The sequence below is a fragment of the Lawsonibacter hominis genome (genome assembly GCF_014287895.1).
GTDB lineage: Bacteria > Bacillota > Clostridia > Oscillospirales > Oscillospiraceae > Lawsonibacter_A > Lawsonibacter_A hominis.
In genome coordinates, this window is sequence record NZ_JACOPP010000001.1 from 41,660 (window position 1) to 57,834 (window position 16,175).

16 protein-coding genes are annotated in these 16,175 nt (G+C 60.0%); 7 read left to right on the forward strand and 9 right to left on the reverse strand.

All coding sequences use genetic code 11. The features are described from left to right. Window positions 1-47: 47 nt before the first annotated feature. The 3 genes from acpP to H8S57_RS17170 all read right to left on the reverse strand — a co-directional run bounded on the left by acpP (window position 48) and on the right by H8S57_RS17170 (window position 1,730). Complete coding sequence (gene acpP, locus H8S57_RS00205) at window positions 48-281, reverse strand: acyl carrier protein (RefSeq protein ID WP_186906110.1); 234 nt, start codon at window positions 279-281, stop codon at window positions 48-50. A 93-nt stretch (window positions 282-374) separates the two neighbouring features. Then, the gene (gene plsX, locus H8S57_RS00210; RefSeq protein WP_186906111.1) at window positions 375-1,412 is read right to left on the reverse strand and encodes a phosphate acyltransferase PlsX; all 1,038 of its coding nucleotides are present in this window, start codon (window positions 1,410-1,412) and stop codon (window positions 375-377) included. A 165-nt stretch (window positions 1,413-1,577) separates the two neighbouring features. After that, window positions 1,578-1,730 (reverse strand): helix-turn-helix domain-containing protein, encoded by a 153-nt coding sequence (locus tag H8S57_RS17170; protein ID WP_353845851.1) that lies wholly within the window; start codon window positions 1,728-1,730, stop codon window positions 1,578-1,580. An 85-nt stretch (window positions 1,731-1,815) separates the two neighbouring features. Here H8S57_RS17170 and H8S57_RS00220 point away from each other — a divergent pair, with 85 nt between their 5' ends. Then, window positions 1,816-2,067 (forward strand): hypothetical protein, encoded by a 252-nt coding sequence (locus H8S57_RS00220; RefSeq protein WP_186906112.1) that lies wholly within the window; start codon window positions 1,816-1,818, stop codon window positions 2,065-2,067. An 87-nt stretch (window positions 2,068-2,154) separates the two neighbouring features. Here H8S57_RS00220 and trmFO read toward each other — a convergent pair whose 3' ends face one another. The 6 genes from trmFO to H8S57_RS00250 all read right to left on the reverse strand — a co-directional run bounded on the left by trmFO (window position 2,155) and on the right by H8S57_RS00250 (window position 10,076). Beyond that, on the reverse strand, window positions 2,155-3,459 hold the full coding sequence (gene trmFO / locus H8S57_RS00225; protein ID WP_186906113.1) for a methylenetetrahydrofolate--tRNA-(uracil(54)-C(5))-methyltransferase (FADH(2)-oxidizing) TrmFO: 1,305 nt from the start codon (window positions 3,457-3,459) through the stop codon (window positions 2,155-2,157). Between the two features lie 42 nt (window positions 3,460-3,501). Further along, window positions 3,502-5,775: a type I DNA topoisomerase gene (topA, locus tag H8S57_RS00230; RefSeq protein ID WP_256174563.1), complete on the reverse strand. Its 2,274-nt coding sequence runs from the start codon at window positions 5,773-5,775 to the stop codon at window positions 3,502-3,504. A 68-nt stretch (window positions 5,776-5,843) separates the two neighbouring features. Beyond that, window positions 5,844-7,064 (reverse strand): DNA-processing protein DprA, encoded by a 1,221-nt coding sequence (gene dprA / locus H8S57_RS00235; RefSeq protein ID WP_186906115.1) that lies wholly within the window; start codon window positions 7,062-7,064, stop codon window positions 5,844-5,846. Between the two features lie 31 nt (window positions 7,065-7,095). Next, entirely contained in the window at window positions 7,096-7,854 is a 759-nt protein-coding gene (locus H8S57_RS00240; RefSeq protein ID WP_186906116.1) for a TrmH family RNA methyltransferase, read from the reverse strand. A 9-nt stretch (window positions 7,855-7,863) separates the two neighbouring features. Next, window positions 7,864-8,517 (reverse strand): potassium channel family protein, encoded by a 654-nt coding sequence (locus H8S57_RS00245; protein WP_186906117.1) that lies wholly within the window; start codon window positions 8,515-8,517, stop codon window positions 7,864-7,866. Between the two features lie 176 nt (window positions 8,518-8,693). Continuing rightward, on the reverse strand, window positions 8,694-10,076 hold the full coding sequence (locus H8S57_RS00250; RefSeq protein WP_186906118.1) for a TrkH family potassium uptake protein: 1,383 nt from the start codon (window positions 10,074-10,076) through the stop codon (window positions 8,694-8,696). Window positions 10,077-10,680: 604 nt separating this feature from the next. Here H8S57_RS00250 and H8S57_RS00255 point away from each other — a divergent pair. The 6 genes from H8S57_RS00255 (at window position 10,681) to H8S57_RS00280 (ending at window position 16,167) form a co-directional block, all read left to right on the forward strand. Next, window positions 10,681-11,820, forward strand: a complete 1,140-nt coding sequence (locus H8S57_RS00255; protein ID WP_144232841.1) for a MarR family transcriptional regulator — start codon at window positions 10,681-10,683, stop codon at window positions 11,818-11,820. A 12-nt stretch (window positions 11,821-11,832) separates the two neighbouring features. After that, window positions 11,833-12,384, forward strand: coding sequence for a hypothetical protein (locus H8S57_RS00260; protein WP_144232840.1), 552 nt, complete (start codon window positions 11,833-11,835; stop codon window positions 12,382-12,384). A 253-nt stretch (window positions 12,385-12,637) separates the two neighbouring features. Then, window positions 12,638-13,036 (forward strand): fimbrial protein, encoded by a 399-nt coding sequence (locus H8S57_RS00265; protein WP_186292842.1) that lies wholly within the window; start codon window positions 12,638-12,640, stop codon window positions 13,034-13,036. Between the two features lie 39 nt (window positions 13,037-13,075). Then, entirely contained in the window at window positions 13,076-13,786 is a 711-nt protein-coding gene (locus tag H8S57_RS00270; RefSeq protein ID WP_144232839.1) for a hypothetical protein, read from the forward strand. Window positions 13,787-13,797: 11 nt separating this feature from the next. Further along, window positions 13,798-14,790, forward strand: coding sequence for a hypothetical protein (locus H8S57_RS00275; protein WP_144232838.1), 993 nt, complete (start codon window positions 13,798-13,800; stop codon window positions 14,788-14,790). Next, complete coding sequence (locus H8S57_RS00280; RefSeq protein ID WP_144232837.1) at window positions 14,791-16,167, forward strand: C39 family peptidase; 1,377 nt, start codon at window positions 14,791-14,793, stop codon at window positions 16,165-16,167. The last annotated feature ends 8 nt before the right edge of the window (window positions 16,168-16,175 follow it).

Consider the following 16,175-nt stretch of genomic DNA (forward strand, 5'->3'; position numbering starts at 1 on the left):
GAAAGCAGAAGCCCCGCTCTGCAGCGGGGCTTCTGCCCATTCTCTGTTCAATCCTCCAGCTTGTCGCTCACATAGCGGACCAGGTCGCTCACGGTGGAGATGCCGGACAGATCCTCTTCCTCCATCTCACCGATGCCGAACTCCTCCTCCAGAGCCATGGTGAGCTCCACCACGTCCAGGGAATCGGCCCCCAGGTCCTCAAAGCTGGTGTCCATAGTGATCTCATCCTGTTCGATACCGAACTGCTCTGCCAGGATCGAGGCGATTTTCTCAAAGATCATTACTCATCTACTCCTATCGCTTCCGCCGGCACTGGCGGCGTCGTCATTGCACTATGATAATAGGCAAGATTCCACAGCCTGTCAATAGGAAAGTCAAATTTTTTCCATTCCGCCTACGGGAAGGCGCATATGCCCGATGTTTTCGGTAATATCCTCGATGATGCCGGCCGAAGCGAACGCGGCCGCCTGCCGGATGGCGTTCTTGATGGCGAAGTCGTCGGAGGAGCCGTGGGCCTTGATGACCGGCTTGGAAATGCCCACCAGCGCGGTGCCGCCCACCTCGCCCGCGTCCATCAGCTTTTTGAACTGCTTCAGCCCGCCGGAGACCATCAGGGCGGCGAGCTTGGTCAGCAGGCTCTTTCGGAACATGGCCTTGAGCTGCCTGGCCAAAAATCCGCCGGTCCCTTCCATGGTCTTGAGGAAAATATTGCCGGAGTAGCCGTCGGTGACGATCACGTCCGCCGCGCCGTAGACCGCCTCGCGGGCCTCCACGTTGCCCACGAAGTGGATGCGCCCCGCCTCGCCCGCCTGCTTGAGCAGGGCGTAGGCCTCCCGCTGCAGGTCCATGCCCTTGGACTCCTCCACGCCGATGTTCAGCAGGCCCACCTTGGGCTCGGGCCGCCCTAATACCCGCTCGGCGTAGTAAGAGCCCATAAACGCGAATTGCAGGAGATACTCCGGCGTGCACTCGGCGGTGGCGCCGCAGTCGATGAGTACCGCGCCCCCCGCCCCGGTAGGCACCACTGGGGCCAGGGCCGCCCGGCGGATCCCGCGGATCCGCTTAACCAGCAGGGTGGCTGCCGACAGGATGGCCCCGGTGCTGCCTGCGGAAACAAACGCGTCGGCGGCCCCGTTCTTCAGCAGGTTGAGGCCCACGGTCAGGGAGGAGTCCTTCTTTTCCTTGAAGGCGGTGGCCGGATTGTCGCACATCTCCACCACCTCGGAGGCATGGGCGATCTCCACGCCGGGGGGCAGATCGTCCACGCCGTCTTCCTTGAGTACCTTCAGGATTTCCTCCCCACGGCCGACCAGGACGACCTCTACCCCCAGTTCCCGCACGGCGCTCAGCGCGCCCCGCACGTTGGAGACGGGCGCGTTGTCCCCGCCCATGGCGTCTACGATGATCTTCATGCAACTTCCCTCTTTCGTTTGTCTTGGTCCGTTCCGGAGACGCGCCTTCGGCGGACGGCCGCATCCCCCCTCCGCGGGGCGGTTCCGGGCGCGGGCCGTCACAGCTTCAAGGCGCGTGGTTCATCCGTCAGCCCCAGGAGATAATCCGCGGTAACGTTATAATGCTCACAGGGCAGGGCAAGTCGTGCCAAGGTGGTTGCCCCCTCCCCCATTTTCCATTTCACCCATTTGATTGGGGGACACTCCAAGCAATTCAGCCAGCGTTTTCTGTGTCTCTCCTGCATGATTTCGAACCTTTCGCAGGCGCAAGCCAAACAATTCGTTGCGGTACAGAGCAATTCGCCTCTTGGTATGCCCAATAAACCCGCGTATATTGATATCACGGTTTTATTGGGTTGATTATATGACTTCTCTTCTTCCCGAACTCTTTCTGCTGGAACAGGAGCGCGGCGCATTGGGTTACCGTTCCCTCTCCGGCTGGCCGGAAGGCCGACAGCGTCTCATCGCCTATCTGGACCGGCTGGAGAGCAAACAGGCCGACGAGCTGATGGACCCGTTCTCCGCCCAATACGCGCTGGAGGAAGAAGCCTGTTTCCGCCACGGCTTCCGTCTGGCAGGCCGGCTGCTGGGGGAGTCGTTCTCCGCCGGATCGTGACCGTTCCATTTTATCCTCAAACGCCCGGCTTGTCCAGCGCCTCTGGGGGATGCGCCTTGCTCCCGCCCGCAGGGCAAGCGGGGCGGCCTACCGCCAATCCAGGCCGTCCAGCGCCTCCAGGGCTCGCCGGGACAGCTCGGCGTTCTTGTTCCGCTTGCCCTTGACCCGGTAGCCAAGGGGCGGAATAATGCCGAAATTCACGTTCATGGGTTGGAAGTCCGTGACGCTTTCATTGCTCACATAGAGCGCCAGGGCCCCCACGGCGGTCTCCGGTGGGAAATCCACCGGGGGCCTGCCTTCCAGCCGCCGGGCCAGCTCCACCGCCGCTAGGAAGCCGGAGGCGGTGGACTCCACATACCCCTCCACGCCGGTGATCTGCCCGGCGAAGCAGATGCGCGGTTGCTTCTTCACCCGGTAGTACCGGTCCAGCAGCCGGGGGGAGTCCAGATAGGTGTTGCGGTGCATGACGCCGTAGCGGACGAACTCGGCGTTTCTCAGGGCGGGGATCATGGAGAACACCCGCTTCTGCTCCGGCCATTTCAGGTGGGTCTGGAAGCCCACCAGGTTGTAGATCGTGCCGTCGGCGTTGTCCCGGCGCAGCTGCACCACGGCGAAGGGCTCCCGCCCCGTCTTCGGGTCCCGGAGGCCACGGGGCTTCAGGGGGCCGTAGCACAGGGTCTGCTTGCCCCGCCGTGCCATCACCTCCACGGGCATGCAGCCTTCAAAGACGCCGCTGTCCTCAAACCCGTGGACCTCCGCCTCACGGGCGGCGCACAGCTCGGTCCAGAACGCATCGTACTCCTCCTCCGTCATGGGGCAGTTGATGTAGTCCGGGGTGCCCCTGTCGTAGCGGGAGGCAAAAAAGGCGCTGTCCATATCCACGCTCTCAAAGGTGACCAGGGGGGCGGCGGCGTCGAAGAAGTTGAGGTAATGGCTCTCTGGGAAGAAGTCCCGGATGGCCTGGGCCAGCGGGTCGGAGGTGAGGGGCCCGGAGGCCACGATCACGTTCCCCTCCGGAGGCAGGGCGGTGACCTCCCCCTGTGCCACGCGGATCAGCGGATGGCTGCGGATCTTCTCGGTAACGGACCGGGCAAAGCCGTGGCGGTCCACCGCCAGGGCCCCGCCCGCCTCCACCCGGTGCGCGTCGGCACAGGCGAGGATCAGGGAGCCCATCCGCCGCAGCTCCTCCTTCAAAAGGCCCACCGCATTTTCCAGCTGGTCGGAGCGCAGGGAATTGGAGCAGACCAGCTCTCCAAACCAGGGGGTATGATGGGCAGGGGTCATTTGGGCGGGCTTCATCTCGCGCAGCTCCACGGGGAAGCCCCGCCAGGCCAGCTGCCAGGCGGCTTCGGACCCCGCCAGGCCCGCGCCGATCACGATGACTGGTTCCATGTGTTCTCCTTTGGCCTTGCCCGGCATCCGCGCCGGGCTGCGTCAGGCCTCTTTTTTCGTCCGGGCGGCGGGCTTTTTGGCCGCCGCCTTCGCTTTGGCCGGCGTTTTGCGGGCGGCCGTTTTTGCGGGCGGCTTCTTCTCCTCCCGGGGAGGCGCGCCTTCCGCGGGGCTCTCCGCGGCCTCGGCGGTCTTCTTCTTATAGCCCCGCTGGTCCTCGGGCAGGAAATTGGGGCACGCGGGGTTGATGCAGAAGGGCTTCTTAAAGCCCCGGCCCGACTTTTTGAACAGGGTCTGGCCGCACGCGGGGCAATTCTCCTTCACCGGTACGTCCCAGGTCATGAAGTCGCACTTCTTCGCCTCATCCTTGCTGGAGTTGAACTCGCAGCCGTAATAGGCATAGCCCCGCTTGGAGGTCTTTTTCAGGATGCGGCCCCCGCATTTGGGACACTTGCCGGGCATCTCGATGACGATGGGCTGGGTGTGGTCGCATTCCGGCCAGCCGGGGCAGGCCAAAAAGCGCCCGAACCGTCCGGACTTATACACCAGATTGCGCCCGCACTTGGGACAGATCACGTCGGACACCTCGTCGGGGACCTTGATGCGCTCCCCGTCCAGGTCCTGCTCCGCCTTTTTGAGTTCCTGTTCAAAGCCGCCGTAAAATTGGGACAGCAGGCTCTTCCAGTCCACCTTTCCGGCCTCCACCTCGTCCAGCTGCTCCTCCATGTGAGCGGTAAAGGCGGTGTCCACGATGTCGGTAAACTTATCCTTCATCAAACCCGTGACCACCTCCCCCAGCGGGGTGGTGCGCAGGTATTTGCCCTCCTTGACCACGTACTCGCGATCCATGATGGTGGAGATGGTGGGCGCGTAGGTGGACGGGCGGCCGATCCCCTTCTCCTCCAGCGCCTTGACCAGGGTGGCCTCGGTATACCGGGTGGGCGGCTGGGTGAAGTGCTGCTCCCGGTCGCTTTTGAGCAGCCTGAGTCCTTCCCCCTCCCGCAGGTCGGGCAGGGGGGACTGCGGCGCCTCCTCGTCTTCGTCTCTTCCCTCCACGTACACGGCGGTATAGCCGGAAAACTTGAGGGCGGAATGGTTGGCCCGGAAGGTGTAGCCGGCGCTCTCCACCTCGATGGCGACGCTGTCGTACACGGCGCTTGCCATCTGGCAGGCCAAAAAGCGGCTCCAGATCAGCTTGTAGAGCCGGTACTGCTCGGCCGTCAGGTCCTTTCGGATATCCTCGGGAGTCAGGCGCACGTCGGAGGGCCGGATGGCCTCGTGAGCGTCCTGGGCGCCGGACTTGGTCTTGTAGACCCGCGGCTTGCCGGGATAGTAATCCGAACCATACCGGGCCAGAATAAAATCCCGTGCGGCGGCGGTCGCCTCGTCGGACAGGCGCAGGGAGTCGGTACGCATATAGGTGATCAGGCCCACGGTGCCCTCCCCCTCCAGATCCACGCCCTCATAGAGCTGCTGGGCGACGGACATGGTCCGCCGGGGCGTCATGTTCAGCTTGCGGGAGGCCTCCTGCTGAAGGGTGGAAGTGATGAAGGGGGGCGCCGGGTTGCGCTGTTTGTCCTGCCGCTTGACGCCGCGGACGGTAAAGGGCGCGGCCTGGACCGCCTGGGCCACGGCCGTGACCGCGTCCTCGCTGTTCAGTTCCATCTTCTTGTCCCGGCCGTAAAAGGCGGCCTTGAACCGGCCCAGATTGGGCGCCACGCGCTCCAGTTCCACGTCCAGGGACCAGTATTCCTGGGGCACAAAGGCGCGGATCTCCGCTTCCCGCTCGCACACCAGCCGGGTGGCCACCGACTGCACCCGCCCGGCCGACAGGCCCCGGCGGATCTTTTTCCACAGCAGAGGCGAGATCTGATAGCCCACCAGCCGGTCCAGCACCCGCCGCGCCTGCTGGGCGTTGACCAGATCCATGTCCAGCGCCCGGGGATGGGCGATGGAGTCCCCCACCACCTTTTTGGTAATCTCATTGAAGGTCACCCGGTAGGTCTTCTCATCACTCAGTCCCAGCATCTCCTTAAGATGCCAGGAAATGGCCTCGCCTTCCCGGTCCGGGTCGGTGGCCAGAAAGACTTTTTCACTTTTCTTGGCGCTCTTTTTCAGGTCGTCGATGACCTCTTCCTTGCCCTTGATGGGCTGGTAATCCAGCGCGAAGCCGCGCTCCACATCCACGCCGATCTTGCTTTTCGGCAGATCCCGCACATGGCCCATGGAGGCCTTGACCTCATACCCGGGGCCCAGATATTTACCGATGGTCTTGGCCTTTGCCGGAGACTCCACGATCACCAGATTCGATTTCGCCACAACTGTATGCTCCTTTATCCGACCTTGCCGGTCCATTTGGGATTGGGGCCGGTCCGACGTCGGCTCCTCTAGTCTTCCGCAAAGCGGACGGCAGCCGTGAACCGCTTGCCCGGAAGTTCTTTGATATAGCCCCCGGCCTGGAGAAGGGTCAGGGCGGTATTCACCCGCCGGGCCGGGATCTCGGTGCGTCCCACGATCTCGTCGGGGACCAGCGTGTGTTCGCTCAACAGCCAGAAGATCTCACGCTGCTCATCCCCCATGGCGTCCAGCGCGGACCGGGGCGCCGCCGGCAGCCCCTGCGCCGCTTCCTCCGCCGGGGCGGCTTCCGGCTCCCGCGCCGCATCGGGGGCGGCGGACAGCCGCTGCGCCGCCTCCTCCCGGGTCAGCGGGACGCTCCCGTGCAGTTTATGGGGAAACCTGGCTTCATATTCCGCCAGGATGTCCCGGGCCGAGCGCACCAGCTTGGCCTCTCCTTTGGAGATGAGGGAGTTGGTGCCTGCGCTCATGGGGGCGTCCGCCGGTCCGGGGACGGCGAATACGTCCCGGCTCTGGTCCAGGGCCCTGCGGGCGGTGACCAGGGTGCCGCTGCGCTCCTCGGAGGCCTCCACCGCCACCACGCCCAGGGACAACCCGCTGATGATGCGGTTGCGGACGGGGAAGTGCCAGCCCTCCACACCGGTGCCCGGCGGAAATTCCGAGATCAGCGCCCCGGCGGCGGCCACATCCTCATAGAGCCACTGATTCTGGGCGGGATAGACCACGTCCACCCCGTTGCCCAGCACGGAGACGACCTGCCCGCCCCCCTGAAGCGCGCCCCGCAGAGAAGCCGTATCGATCCCCTGGGCGATGCCCGAGACCACCAGCGCGCCCGCCCGGGCCAATTCCAGCCCCAGGCGGCCTGCCATGGCCTGCCCGTAGGGGGTACACTTGCGCGCGCCCACCATACCGATGGCCAGCTCCTCATCAAAGCGGAACTGCCTTCCCCGGCCATAGAGCACCAGAGGATAATCCCCGATCTGGAGCAGCCGCTCCGGGTAAGCCGCGTCCTGACAGGTCAAAAGCCAGATCCCCTGCCGGTCACAGTCGGCCAGGATCTGTTCCGTCCGGTCCAGGTTCTTGTCCCGCAGCGCGTTTTTCAATCCGCCGGGCAGGCCCAGCAGGTCGTACTCCGAGGGGTCGGCAAAATAAGCCGCCTCCGCACTGCCGAACTGCTCCAACAGCGCCGCGGCCCGTTCCGGCCGGAGATAGGGCCGGGTCGTGAGCCAAAGCAGATACTGCAATGCCGCCATCCGGCCGCACCTCCTTCGTTGCTTTCCGAATCTACCGCCAGCCCTCCCACAGCACCACGGCGGCCGCGGCCGCGGCGTTGAGCGACTCGCAGCGCTCCCGCATGGGGATCTTCAGGGTCTTTTCACACATTTCCAGCGCCTGCCGGGACACGCCCCGGCCCTCGCTGCCGATGATCACCGCCGCCCGGCCCAGCGCAGCGCCGCGCACGTCTTCCGTATCCGAACGCAGGGCGGTGGCGTACAGCGGAATCCCGGCGGCGTCCAGCAGGGGTTTCAGACGCTCCCACCCCGTCTCCCACACCGGCAGCCGGAAACAGGCCCCCATCGTGGAGCGGATGGTCTTGGGGGAAAAGGGATCGGCGCAGCCGTCGATCAAAAACAGCCCGGCGGCCCCGAAGGCGTCGGCCGTGCGCCAGACGGTGCCCACGTTGCCCGGGTCCTGCAGGCCGTCCAGCACCAGGTACCGCCCCGGCTCCAGCCGCTCCGGCGGCGCCAGCGGCGGCATGCGGCACAGGCACAGCACCCCCTGGGGCGCGTCTACCGTGGACACCGCCCGAAGCAGGTCTTCGGGCACCTCCACCTGTCTGGCCTGCGCCGGAGGCGCAAACGGCAGCGTAAAGTTCCGGGCCCGGACCAGCACCTCGATCTCCGCGCCCCACCGGACGGCCTCTTCCGCCAGCTTCACGCCCTCACAGAGAAAGACCCCCTCGCGCCTGCGCAGGCTCCGGTCTCCGCCCAGCTTCCGCAGGCGGGCAATCAGCGGATTTTGACGGCTGGTGATTTGCTCCATACGACACCTCTACAGGTCTTGCAGGCGATTAATATCTTCCGTTCGGCCCAGCACCACCGCGTCGTCCCCGCTCTCCATCACATAAGCGGGGCCTGGGGCGATGTTCAGCTCCCCGCTCTTCCCCTTGCGCATGGCGATGATGTTCACCTTGTACCGCGCCCGCACGTCCAGTTCCTGAATGGTCTTCTGCTGCCACTCCCGGGGGATGGCGGTCTCCACGATGCCGAAATCCTCGCTGAGCTCGATAAAATTGAGCACGTTGGAGCTGGACAGCCCCTGCGCCAGCTTGACGCCCATCTCGTGCTCCGGGAAGACCACCCGGTCGGCCCCGATCTTTTCCAGCACCTTGCGGTGCACGTGGCTCTGTGCCTTGCAGATGACCTTTTTGACCCCCAGTTCCTTCAGGTTCAGGGTAATGAGCGCGGAGTTGCCCACGTCATCTCCCACCGCCACGATCGCGCAGTCATAATTCCGCACGCCCAGCGCCCGCAGCACGGCGGGGTCCCGGGCGTCGCCGGTGACGGCGTGGGTGACCTGATCGGCCACCTTCTGTACGTTTTCCTCCGCTCCGTCCAGGGCCAGCACCTCATGTCCCAGGGCGGAGAGCTCCTCCGCCACCGCGGTGCCGAAGCGGCCCAGACCGATTACGACAAATGTTTTCATACCTGCAACCTCGATGCAATCTGCTCCGCAGCGCGAAGCCAACATTCAATCCGCGTCCGAAGCGGGACATGCGCCTGCGCAGGACGCCGCCGCCCGCCCTGCAGGCGGGAGGTCACGCTCAGCGCTTTCCGGGCCGGCGCGCCGGCCACAGATCCGGAGGGAACGCCTCCGGACGTTTATCCGATCATGACGTTCATTTCCGGATATTTGACCTTGGCATGGTATTTGGTTCGGGTCATAAAGGCGATGGAGAAGGACAAGATCCCCACCCGGCCCAGATACATCAGCAAAATGATCAGGCTTTGCGAAGCGGGCGTCAGGTCCGGGGTAATGCCGCAGGTCAGCCCCACCGTGGCCATGGCCGAGGCCACCTCGAAGGCGGCGTCCAGATAAGGCAGATTCTCCACGGTGGAGAGGAACATGGAGGCCGTCAGGAACAAAAAGAGCACCACCAGGACCAGGGTCATGGCGCCCAGCACCCGGCGGTAGGGAATGGCCCTCCCCCGGAAGGTGACCTGCTCCCGCCCGGTCAGCCCCGCGCGCAGGGCCAGCAGCAGCACGCCGATGGTAACGGTCTTAAGGCCGCCCGCGGTGGAGCCGGAGGAGCCGCCGATGAGCATCAGGATGACCGACATGGCCTTGCTGCTGTCGGTCAAAGCGCCCTGGCCCAGGGCGTCAAATCCGGCGGTACGCAAGGTGACCGACTGGAACAGGGCGTTGAGCCCCTTTTCCCACAGCGGCATCCCGCCCAGCGTGGCGGGGTTTTCGAACTCTTCCACAAAAAAGAAGGCCGCGCCGCCCAGGATCAGCGCCGCCGTGATGAGCAGTACCATCTTGCTGTATACGCTCAGACGCCGCCAGCTGCGCTTGGCCAAGACATCCTCCCAGACGAAAAACCCGACGCCCCCCACCACGATCAGCGCGGCGGTGGTGCCCAGGACCAGCGGATCGCCGTGATAGCCGGCCAAGCTGGAGAAGGCGCCGAACTTTCCCCCCAGCAGGTCAAACCCCGCGTTGCAGAACGCGGAGACCGCGTGAAACACCGCATGCCAGACGCCCCGCAGCAGGCCAAAGTCCGGCACCATCCGGATGGACAGCAGCGCCGCGCCCGCCCCCTCCAACAGGAAGGTCCCCATCAGGGCGTGGCGCACCATCCGCACGACCCCGTCCAGGTCGTTCAGGTTCAGGGTGGAGACCATGATGAGCCGCTCGGACAGGCCGATGCGCCGGTGCAGCGCAAAGGAAAACAGGGTGATGACCGTCATAAACCCCAGGCCGCCCAGCTGGATCATGCAGAGAATGACCGCTTGTCCGAACAGGGACCACTGCGTCCAGGTATCCACCAGGATCAGGCCCGTGACGCAGGAGGAAGACGTGGCGGTAAACAGCGCCGTAAACACTCCGGCGCTCTGCCCGTCCCGGGAGGCCGCGGGCAGCGTGAGCAGCAGCGTGCCGGCCAGGATGATCAGGGCGAAGGAGCCGGCCACCAGGCGGGTGGCGTTGAGGCTCCGGCTGCGGATCAGGCGGTCCCGCAGCCAGAGGGCGATCTTTTTGATCAAAGAGGTACCTCCAGAGCAAAAGAATCAACGGCCGGACGGACCCGCGCCGGTGCGGTCCCCACGGCGCGCGTGAAGCGCAGAAAGGCATACCGAGGCTGGCGCCCTCGGTATGCCATTCTCTCTTTAGTCCAGCGGCTTCATGGTCGGGATTTGAGTTTTGACCGTTTCATCTTGCTTCATCACAGCCCGTTTTGCCTGAAATTTGGCGTTTTTATGCGGTTTTTCAAACTTTTTAAATCTCATAAACTGTCCTCCCGTTTCGTCTGATTCGGGGCAAAAGTTGTAGAAAAGTTGTAAAAAGTTGTAGGCCGTTTTTTTCGCCTTTTTTCAATCGTTTTTCCAGAAAATCACAAGCAGAATATTCTGCGGAGAATTTCCAGAAAATAGTGCGATACATTCTGCAGCTATGAAGTACATCCCGAATGCTGCACCTCTCGGCATAACCAACATACATGAAGAGCAATCCGTTAACCCAAATCAGCCAAAATACCAGCCGGATTCTCTAAGCCATACAATAATAGCATAAGCCAGAAAACCATTCAAGTCAACGCTTTTCTCGTAGCATGTTCCAATTTCATACCTTATATATAAAAAGGAGATTCTTATGCCAGCCTATCAATTACAAATTAAACAGGTGGTGGACTATCCACGCTGTCGGATTTACCGACAGTTTATCCATCGTCTGATAGATGACCGGAGCATTCGCGCAAGCGGCGGCTCCGGCCTTTTTCATTATACCGTGCTTTGCAGCTTTGCAAACTTCCGCACCTCATACCGGCGCATCGATGGCATCAGCTACACCGTCTACCCCGGCGAATGGGTCTGTACGCTCAAAGAACTGTCTCAATGGTTTCGGACTCGTTTTCAGTGTCAGGCGCTTTCCATCCTGGGAGAGCTTCAGCAGCGGCACCTCATTGACTTCTCCTCTCTCGGGCGCGGAAATGTGATCCGCTATAAAATCCGGAACTGGGCCCGGCACAACACGGTTTTGGAGTATAACGCTCCCTGTCAAAAGGACACCGGCTTTTTCTTTCTGCCGGTATCTATCGTTACTGACCTAATCAGCTCTGACCGCTGTTCCGAAATGGATATCGTGCTGGATCTATGGGTTTCGGCCATCTACAACGACAGTCAAGTGCAGGGGTCGGGTCTTGGGCCTGTAGCCTATTTCCGCAATGGCACTGGCAATCCTTTGGTCACCTATACGGAACTTGCTGCCCGCTGGGGACTGTCCCGGGCCACCGTTGGCCGTATTCTTAAAAAGCTGTCCGCCTTGGACTATATTTCCCTCATGTCCTTCCCCGGCCGCCACGGCAGCGTGATCTATCTTAAAAACTACTTGTCCACCATGTTTGAAATATCTGATGTGATGGTGGACAAAGAGGAGGTCGCTATGACACTCAATATCCGTCTGGAGCTTCCTGCGGAGGGCTGTGTTGACCAGGAAGAGCCCACCATGGAGCATGAGGTCATCGTTTCAGACGAACTCTCCAGCGTTTCAAAATCTCACATTGAAATCATCATGCAGAAAATGGCGCAAATCCTGATGGCACAAGGGATTTCGTGCTTTGGATGCTCCCTCTCTCACTACAAGTTATATCCTTTATCGGGCGACTGCCGGGAAGAATTACTACCCCGCGCACACGAGCAAACTGTGTTGCGCTTAGGCCTGGCTGTGTTGTGTGGCAACAAGCAGGTCGCAAGTTTTGAACTTACTCTCAACCCCATTGTTGAAAACAAATAAGGAGGCATAACCATGAAGAAATTTGACGAAAAGAATGTTGCTGAAAACCCGCTGTACCACGACACCTGGAAGCTGCTGAAGAAATACCGTGATGTGGTATGGAGCCTGGAGCTGTCTGTTCAGCATGTCCGGACAAAATTTGAGATCGAGTATGGCACTTCCATCGAGGATTTTCTGGATTCTGTCTACCTGGCCGGCGCCGATCTGGCGGGCAGCGATATTGAGCATCACGCCAAGTGCATTGAGCGCAGCCACAAAATGCTGAAATTGCTGGATTCGGCAGTCGATCTGCTCCGCACCAAGCACAAGAACGGTGAAGCATACTACTGGCTTCTGTACTACTCTTTTCTCTCCCCCCAGCAGTTGAAAAATGTGGAGGAGATCATCGAGAACCTGCGCCCTCATATCCGGGATATTTCCTTCCGTACCTATTACCGTAAGCGGCGGGAGGCCATTGAAGCCCTCAGTTCCGTGCTGTGGGGATATACCTCCAAGGACAGCCTGAATGTGCTGGAGCAATTTTTCCCAGACTTGACGGCCGGCGAAAACAAGCAGGGCAAATAATTGGCACATATCGGGAAAATAATTGGCGCGTTTCTGCCCTTGAGGCGTAAATCTCAATGTGTTAGACTGAATATGCTCAAACTTGCACCCAAAACCGAATACGGACAGAGAACAGCGCCTTTTTCCGAAGTGCTTTTTTTCTGTCCAAACGGCCGTCCGGCCCGGGAATAAGCCCGCATCTGCAAATCAGGTGCGGGCTTGTTCTTTGCTTTTGAGCAACGATCATCACATTTGGATTGGAGGTCCTCAAACATTGAAGAAACTGAAACTTCCCCAGTCGAAGCGGAAAGATGCCGACCGCACGCCTCAGCATCATTTTTCCGCTGCCAAACTCGCCTATATGGCTTTTCTCTGCGTCACGATGTCGCTGGTTTTCTGTCAGCCGGCCTTTGCTGCAACCGATGTTTGGTCTAAAGCCAAAGAGATCATGCAGGATGTCTACAAGCAGATTGTCGCAATTTCCACCATTGCGGCTATTGTGACCGCCTCGGTCGCCCTGCTGCTGATGAACTTCTCCCGCTCGGGCCGGACCGTCGATGAAAGCCGTGCTTGGCTGAAGCGCATCTGTATCACCTGGGCGATCCTCAACGGATTAGGCTTTATCATGGCTTATGTGACGCCTCTGTTTGCCGGCGGTCAGTGGGCTGGATGACAGAGACAACTCTACACCCGCTGGAAGGAGGCGTAATTTATGGGTATCCTGGATGGCATCGTTGAATGGATTGCAGAGCAGATCATGGCAGGTCTCGACCTTGTGACTACTTCGGTTTTGGGCGCGCTTGGTTGTGACATGACCGTTTTTCTGCGCTATTTCCCCGCCGCAGAGACGATGTACGGGATTTTTGTAGCTCTGGCTGTCGGTCTGATTTTGCTCAACTGGGTATGGCAGCTGTTTAAGAATTTTGGTCTGAGCGCCGGCATCGAGGCAGAAGATCCTGTGAAGCTGAGCATCCGCTCGGTTCTCTTCATTCTGCTGGCACTTTTTTCAGACGAGATCATCAACACGATACTGACCATCGGCGGCACCCCGTACCGCTGGATCATGGATTCGGAACTGCCGCCCCTCAGCTTTGCCGATTTCAATTCGGTGATGCTGGTGATCATCGGTGTATGCGCCAATGGAGCCGTGGCCTTGATCACTTTGATTCTGGTCATCATTTTGGCATGGAACTATCTGAAACTGCTGCTTGAAGCAGCGGAACGATATGTATTGCTTGGTGTGCTGGTCTATACTGCACCAGTCGCTTTTGCGATGGGGGCAAGCCAGACCACATCAAACATCTGGAAATCCTGGTGCCGGATGCTGGGCGGGCAGATTTTTCTGCTGCTTATGAACGCCTGGTGTCTGCGCCTATTTACGAGCATGGTTGGTTCGTTTATCTCCAACCCGCTTTCGCTTTAAGGAGGGGCGTAATGAAAAAACTCAGAAGAATTCTGTTTCTTGCGCTCATGGTCGGTCTTCTTGCCTGCCTGTGCTGCCAACCCGCTTTTGCCGCCGTTTCGGAGGAAGAAGTGCAGGCACAGGTAGACGCCGTGGGCAAAGAAGCTGTATCCGGCAATGTCCTGATTTGGTTCATGTGTGCGATTGGTTTTCTCAAAGTATCACAGAAAATCGACTCTTTCATGGCAAGTCTTGGGGTCAATGTAGGTCATACCGGCGGCAGTATGCTGGCGGAGGCCTTAATAGCCGCCCGGGGCTTCAGTGGATTCAAGAGCTTTTCCAGCCACCATTTCGGCGGTGGGCACAGCAGCAATTCCACCCATGTGAATGCAAGCGGTGGCGGTAAGGGTGGCGGCTTTGGTGCCGGCTTTGCCAGCGGCGGTTTGGCTGGGGTGATTGGCCGGAAGGTCACGAACAATGCGGTAAAAACAGCAACAACTCCCTCAGAAACAAAAGCCTCTGGCCTTGGTGGTCTCGTAGGCGGTGCTGCAGGGGGTATCGGCGGCCACATCTATACTTCGTCCGTCAGCAAGGGCGGCAATTTCGCCAACAATGTGATCGGTTCTGTTGCCACCGGGAACATTACCCAGATGGGTACAATTTCCGGTGAGAAAGCTGTTGACGCTTTGCACTCTTACATGGGGCACGCTGCTTTGGAAGCCGGTGCTGAAAACATTCCTCAATACCAGAATGTTGAGATCGGCGGCGGGCGTATCACAGGCACCGAAGTTACCGCCGAGCATCCGGAAGGCATCGCTTTCGGAATGTATCATGCAGATCAGTATGTTGCACCCGAGGGCCAATACACAACGGTTCATTCCGCCGACGGTGCGGCATGGTATAAGCAATACGCTGTTGACACTGTGGAGAAATCCCCCTACATGGCACCGGATGGGTCGATAGCCTACAACGAGTCAATCGTCAAGAAGCTGCCCCCCACTCCCCGCAGAAAGGACAAGATCTAAATGGGTGAAGAAAAAAAGACTGGTCTTGCCGATGCCGTGGAAACCGGAGCATCCGCTGCCCACACCATAAAAGGCGCTATTAAAGCAGGCAAGGCAATTCCCGGTGCCGCAAAAGGAGCTGCCGCCGGCGGCCCGTATGGTGCCGTGGCCGGGGCCGTTTGGGCCGGGCGCAAGCACATCGGCAAGATCATCGCCGTCATCATCATTCTGCTTTTGCTTCCGGTACTGTTTGTCCTGATGCTCCCCGGGCTTATCTTTGGAGGTCTGGTTAATGCCTTTTCTCCGGCAGATTCCGAAGCCCCTGTTCTCAACAGCGAGACAGCTATCGTGGAAAATGCCAACGACATAACATTCACCATCAATTCCATTCTGGGCGAGGCGTTGGATGATGTGATGGCCCGGATTGAGGAAGATTTTGCTTCGTCCGGTGTCGACCACATGGAGATCAAGAATTCCTATTCCTCCGGCCCTGTTTTCAATGCCAATCTCATCATCTCTCAGTATTGTGCGGCCCGGGATGAGGATTTTGAAAGTATTTCACTGGATGATTTGGCCGCTGTTCTCCGGGATAATAAGGAACACCTGTATTCCTACACCAGCGTCCAGGAATCCCGTGAGGTTACTACCGAGGACCCGGAAACCGGCGAGGAAACCACCACTACCGAAACATGGATCATTTACACGATCCGGTATAACGGTGAATCCTATCTTGCGGACCATGTTTTCGCACTCACGGATGAGCAAAAGAAACTTGCCTCTGACTACGCTTCCAACCTGAGTACCTTTTTGGGTGATGGGTTGCTCCAGAACATGACGGAGTGGACCGGAAACAGCATCCCCTCTCTTGGGGATGTAACCTTTACCGATGGTGTGACACCGGTGGTGTACTATAACCAACTGGATGAACGCTATGCCAGCCAGCCTTACGGAACTGACAACATTGGCGGCTACGGCTGCGGGCCGACCAGCATGGCAATCGTAGTGTCTTCCCTTACGGACGATACGGTTGATCCCGTGGAGATGGCGCAGTGGTCCTATGAAAATGGATACTGGTGTGACAACAGCGGCTCCTATCACGCCCTGATTCCTGCCGCAGCGGAGGCCTGGGGACTGCCGGTATCCGGCTGTACGACATCCGAGCCGCAGCGCATCGTCGATGCTCTTTCCGAGGGAAAGCTGGTTGTGGCAATCATGGCTGAAGGGCATTTCACTTCTTCCGGCCATTTCATCGTTCTCCGAGGCGTAAAAGACGGTCAAATCATGGTGGCAGACCCGGCCAGCTATAAGCGCAGTGAGCAACTTTGGGATCTGTCCATTATCTTAAACGAGGCCAGCCGTCGTGCAGGCGCCGGCGGTCCGTTCTGGATTATCGGTTGACCTTCCTT

What these genes read in the sequence shown, in the direction of transcription:
- H8S57_RS00280 (WP_144232837.1), top strand. Translation starts at nt 14,791, where the DNA reads ATGGGTGAAGAAAAAAAGACTGGTCTTGCCGATGCCGTGGAAACCGGA.
- H8S57_RS00260 (WP_144232840.1), top strand. Translation starts at nt 11,833, where the DNA reads ATGAAGAAATTTGACGAAAAGAATGTTGCTGAAAACCCGCTGTACCAC.
- plsX (WP_186906111.1), bottom strand. Translation starts at nt 1,412, where the DNA reads ATGAAGATCATCGTAGACGCCATGGGCGGGGACAACGCGCCCGTCTCC.
- H8S57_RS00240 (WP_186906116.1), bottom strand. Translation starts at nt 7,854, where the DNA reads ATGGAGCAAATCACCAGCCGTCAAAATCCGCTGATTGCCCGCCTGCGG.
- trmFO (WP_186906113.1), bottom strand. Translation starts at nt 3,459, where the DNA reads ATGGAACCAGTCATCGTGATCGGCGCGGGCCTGGCGGGGTCCGAAGCC.
- H8S57_RS00220 (WP_186906112.1), top strand. Translation starts at nt 1,816, where the DNA reads ATGACTTCTCTTCTTCCCGAACTCTTTCTGCTGGAACAGGAGCGCGGC.
- dprA (WP_186906115.1), bottom strand. Translation starts at nt 7,064, where the DNA reads ATGGCGGCATTGCAGTATCTGCTTTGGCTCACGACCCGGCCCTATCTC.
- H8S57_RS00255 (WP_144232841.1), top strand. Translation starts at nt 10,681, where the DNA reads ATGCCAGCCTATCAATTACAAATTAAACAGGTGGTGGACTATCCACGC.
- H8S57_RS00270 (WP_144232839.1), top strand. Translation starts at nt 13,076, where the DNA reads ATGGGTATCCTGGATGGCATCGTTGAATGGATTGCAGAGCAGATCATG.
- H8S57_RS00275 (WP_144232838.1), top strand. Translation starts at nt 13,798, where the DNA reads ATGAAAAAACTCAGAAGAATTCTGTTTCTTGCGCTCATGGTCGGTCTT.
- acpP (WP_186906110.1), bottom strand. Translation starts at nt 281, where the DNA reads ATGATCTTTGAGAAAATCGCCTCGATCCTGGCAGAGCAGTTCGGTATC.
- H8S57_RS00245 (WP_186906117.1), bottom strand. Translation starts at nt 8,517, where the DNA reads ATGAAAACATTTGTCGTAATCGGTCTGGGCCGCTTCGGCACCGCGGTG.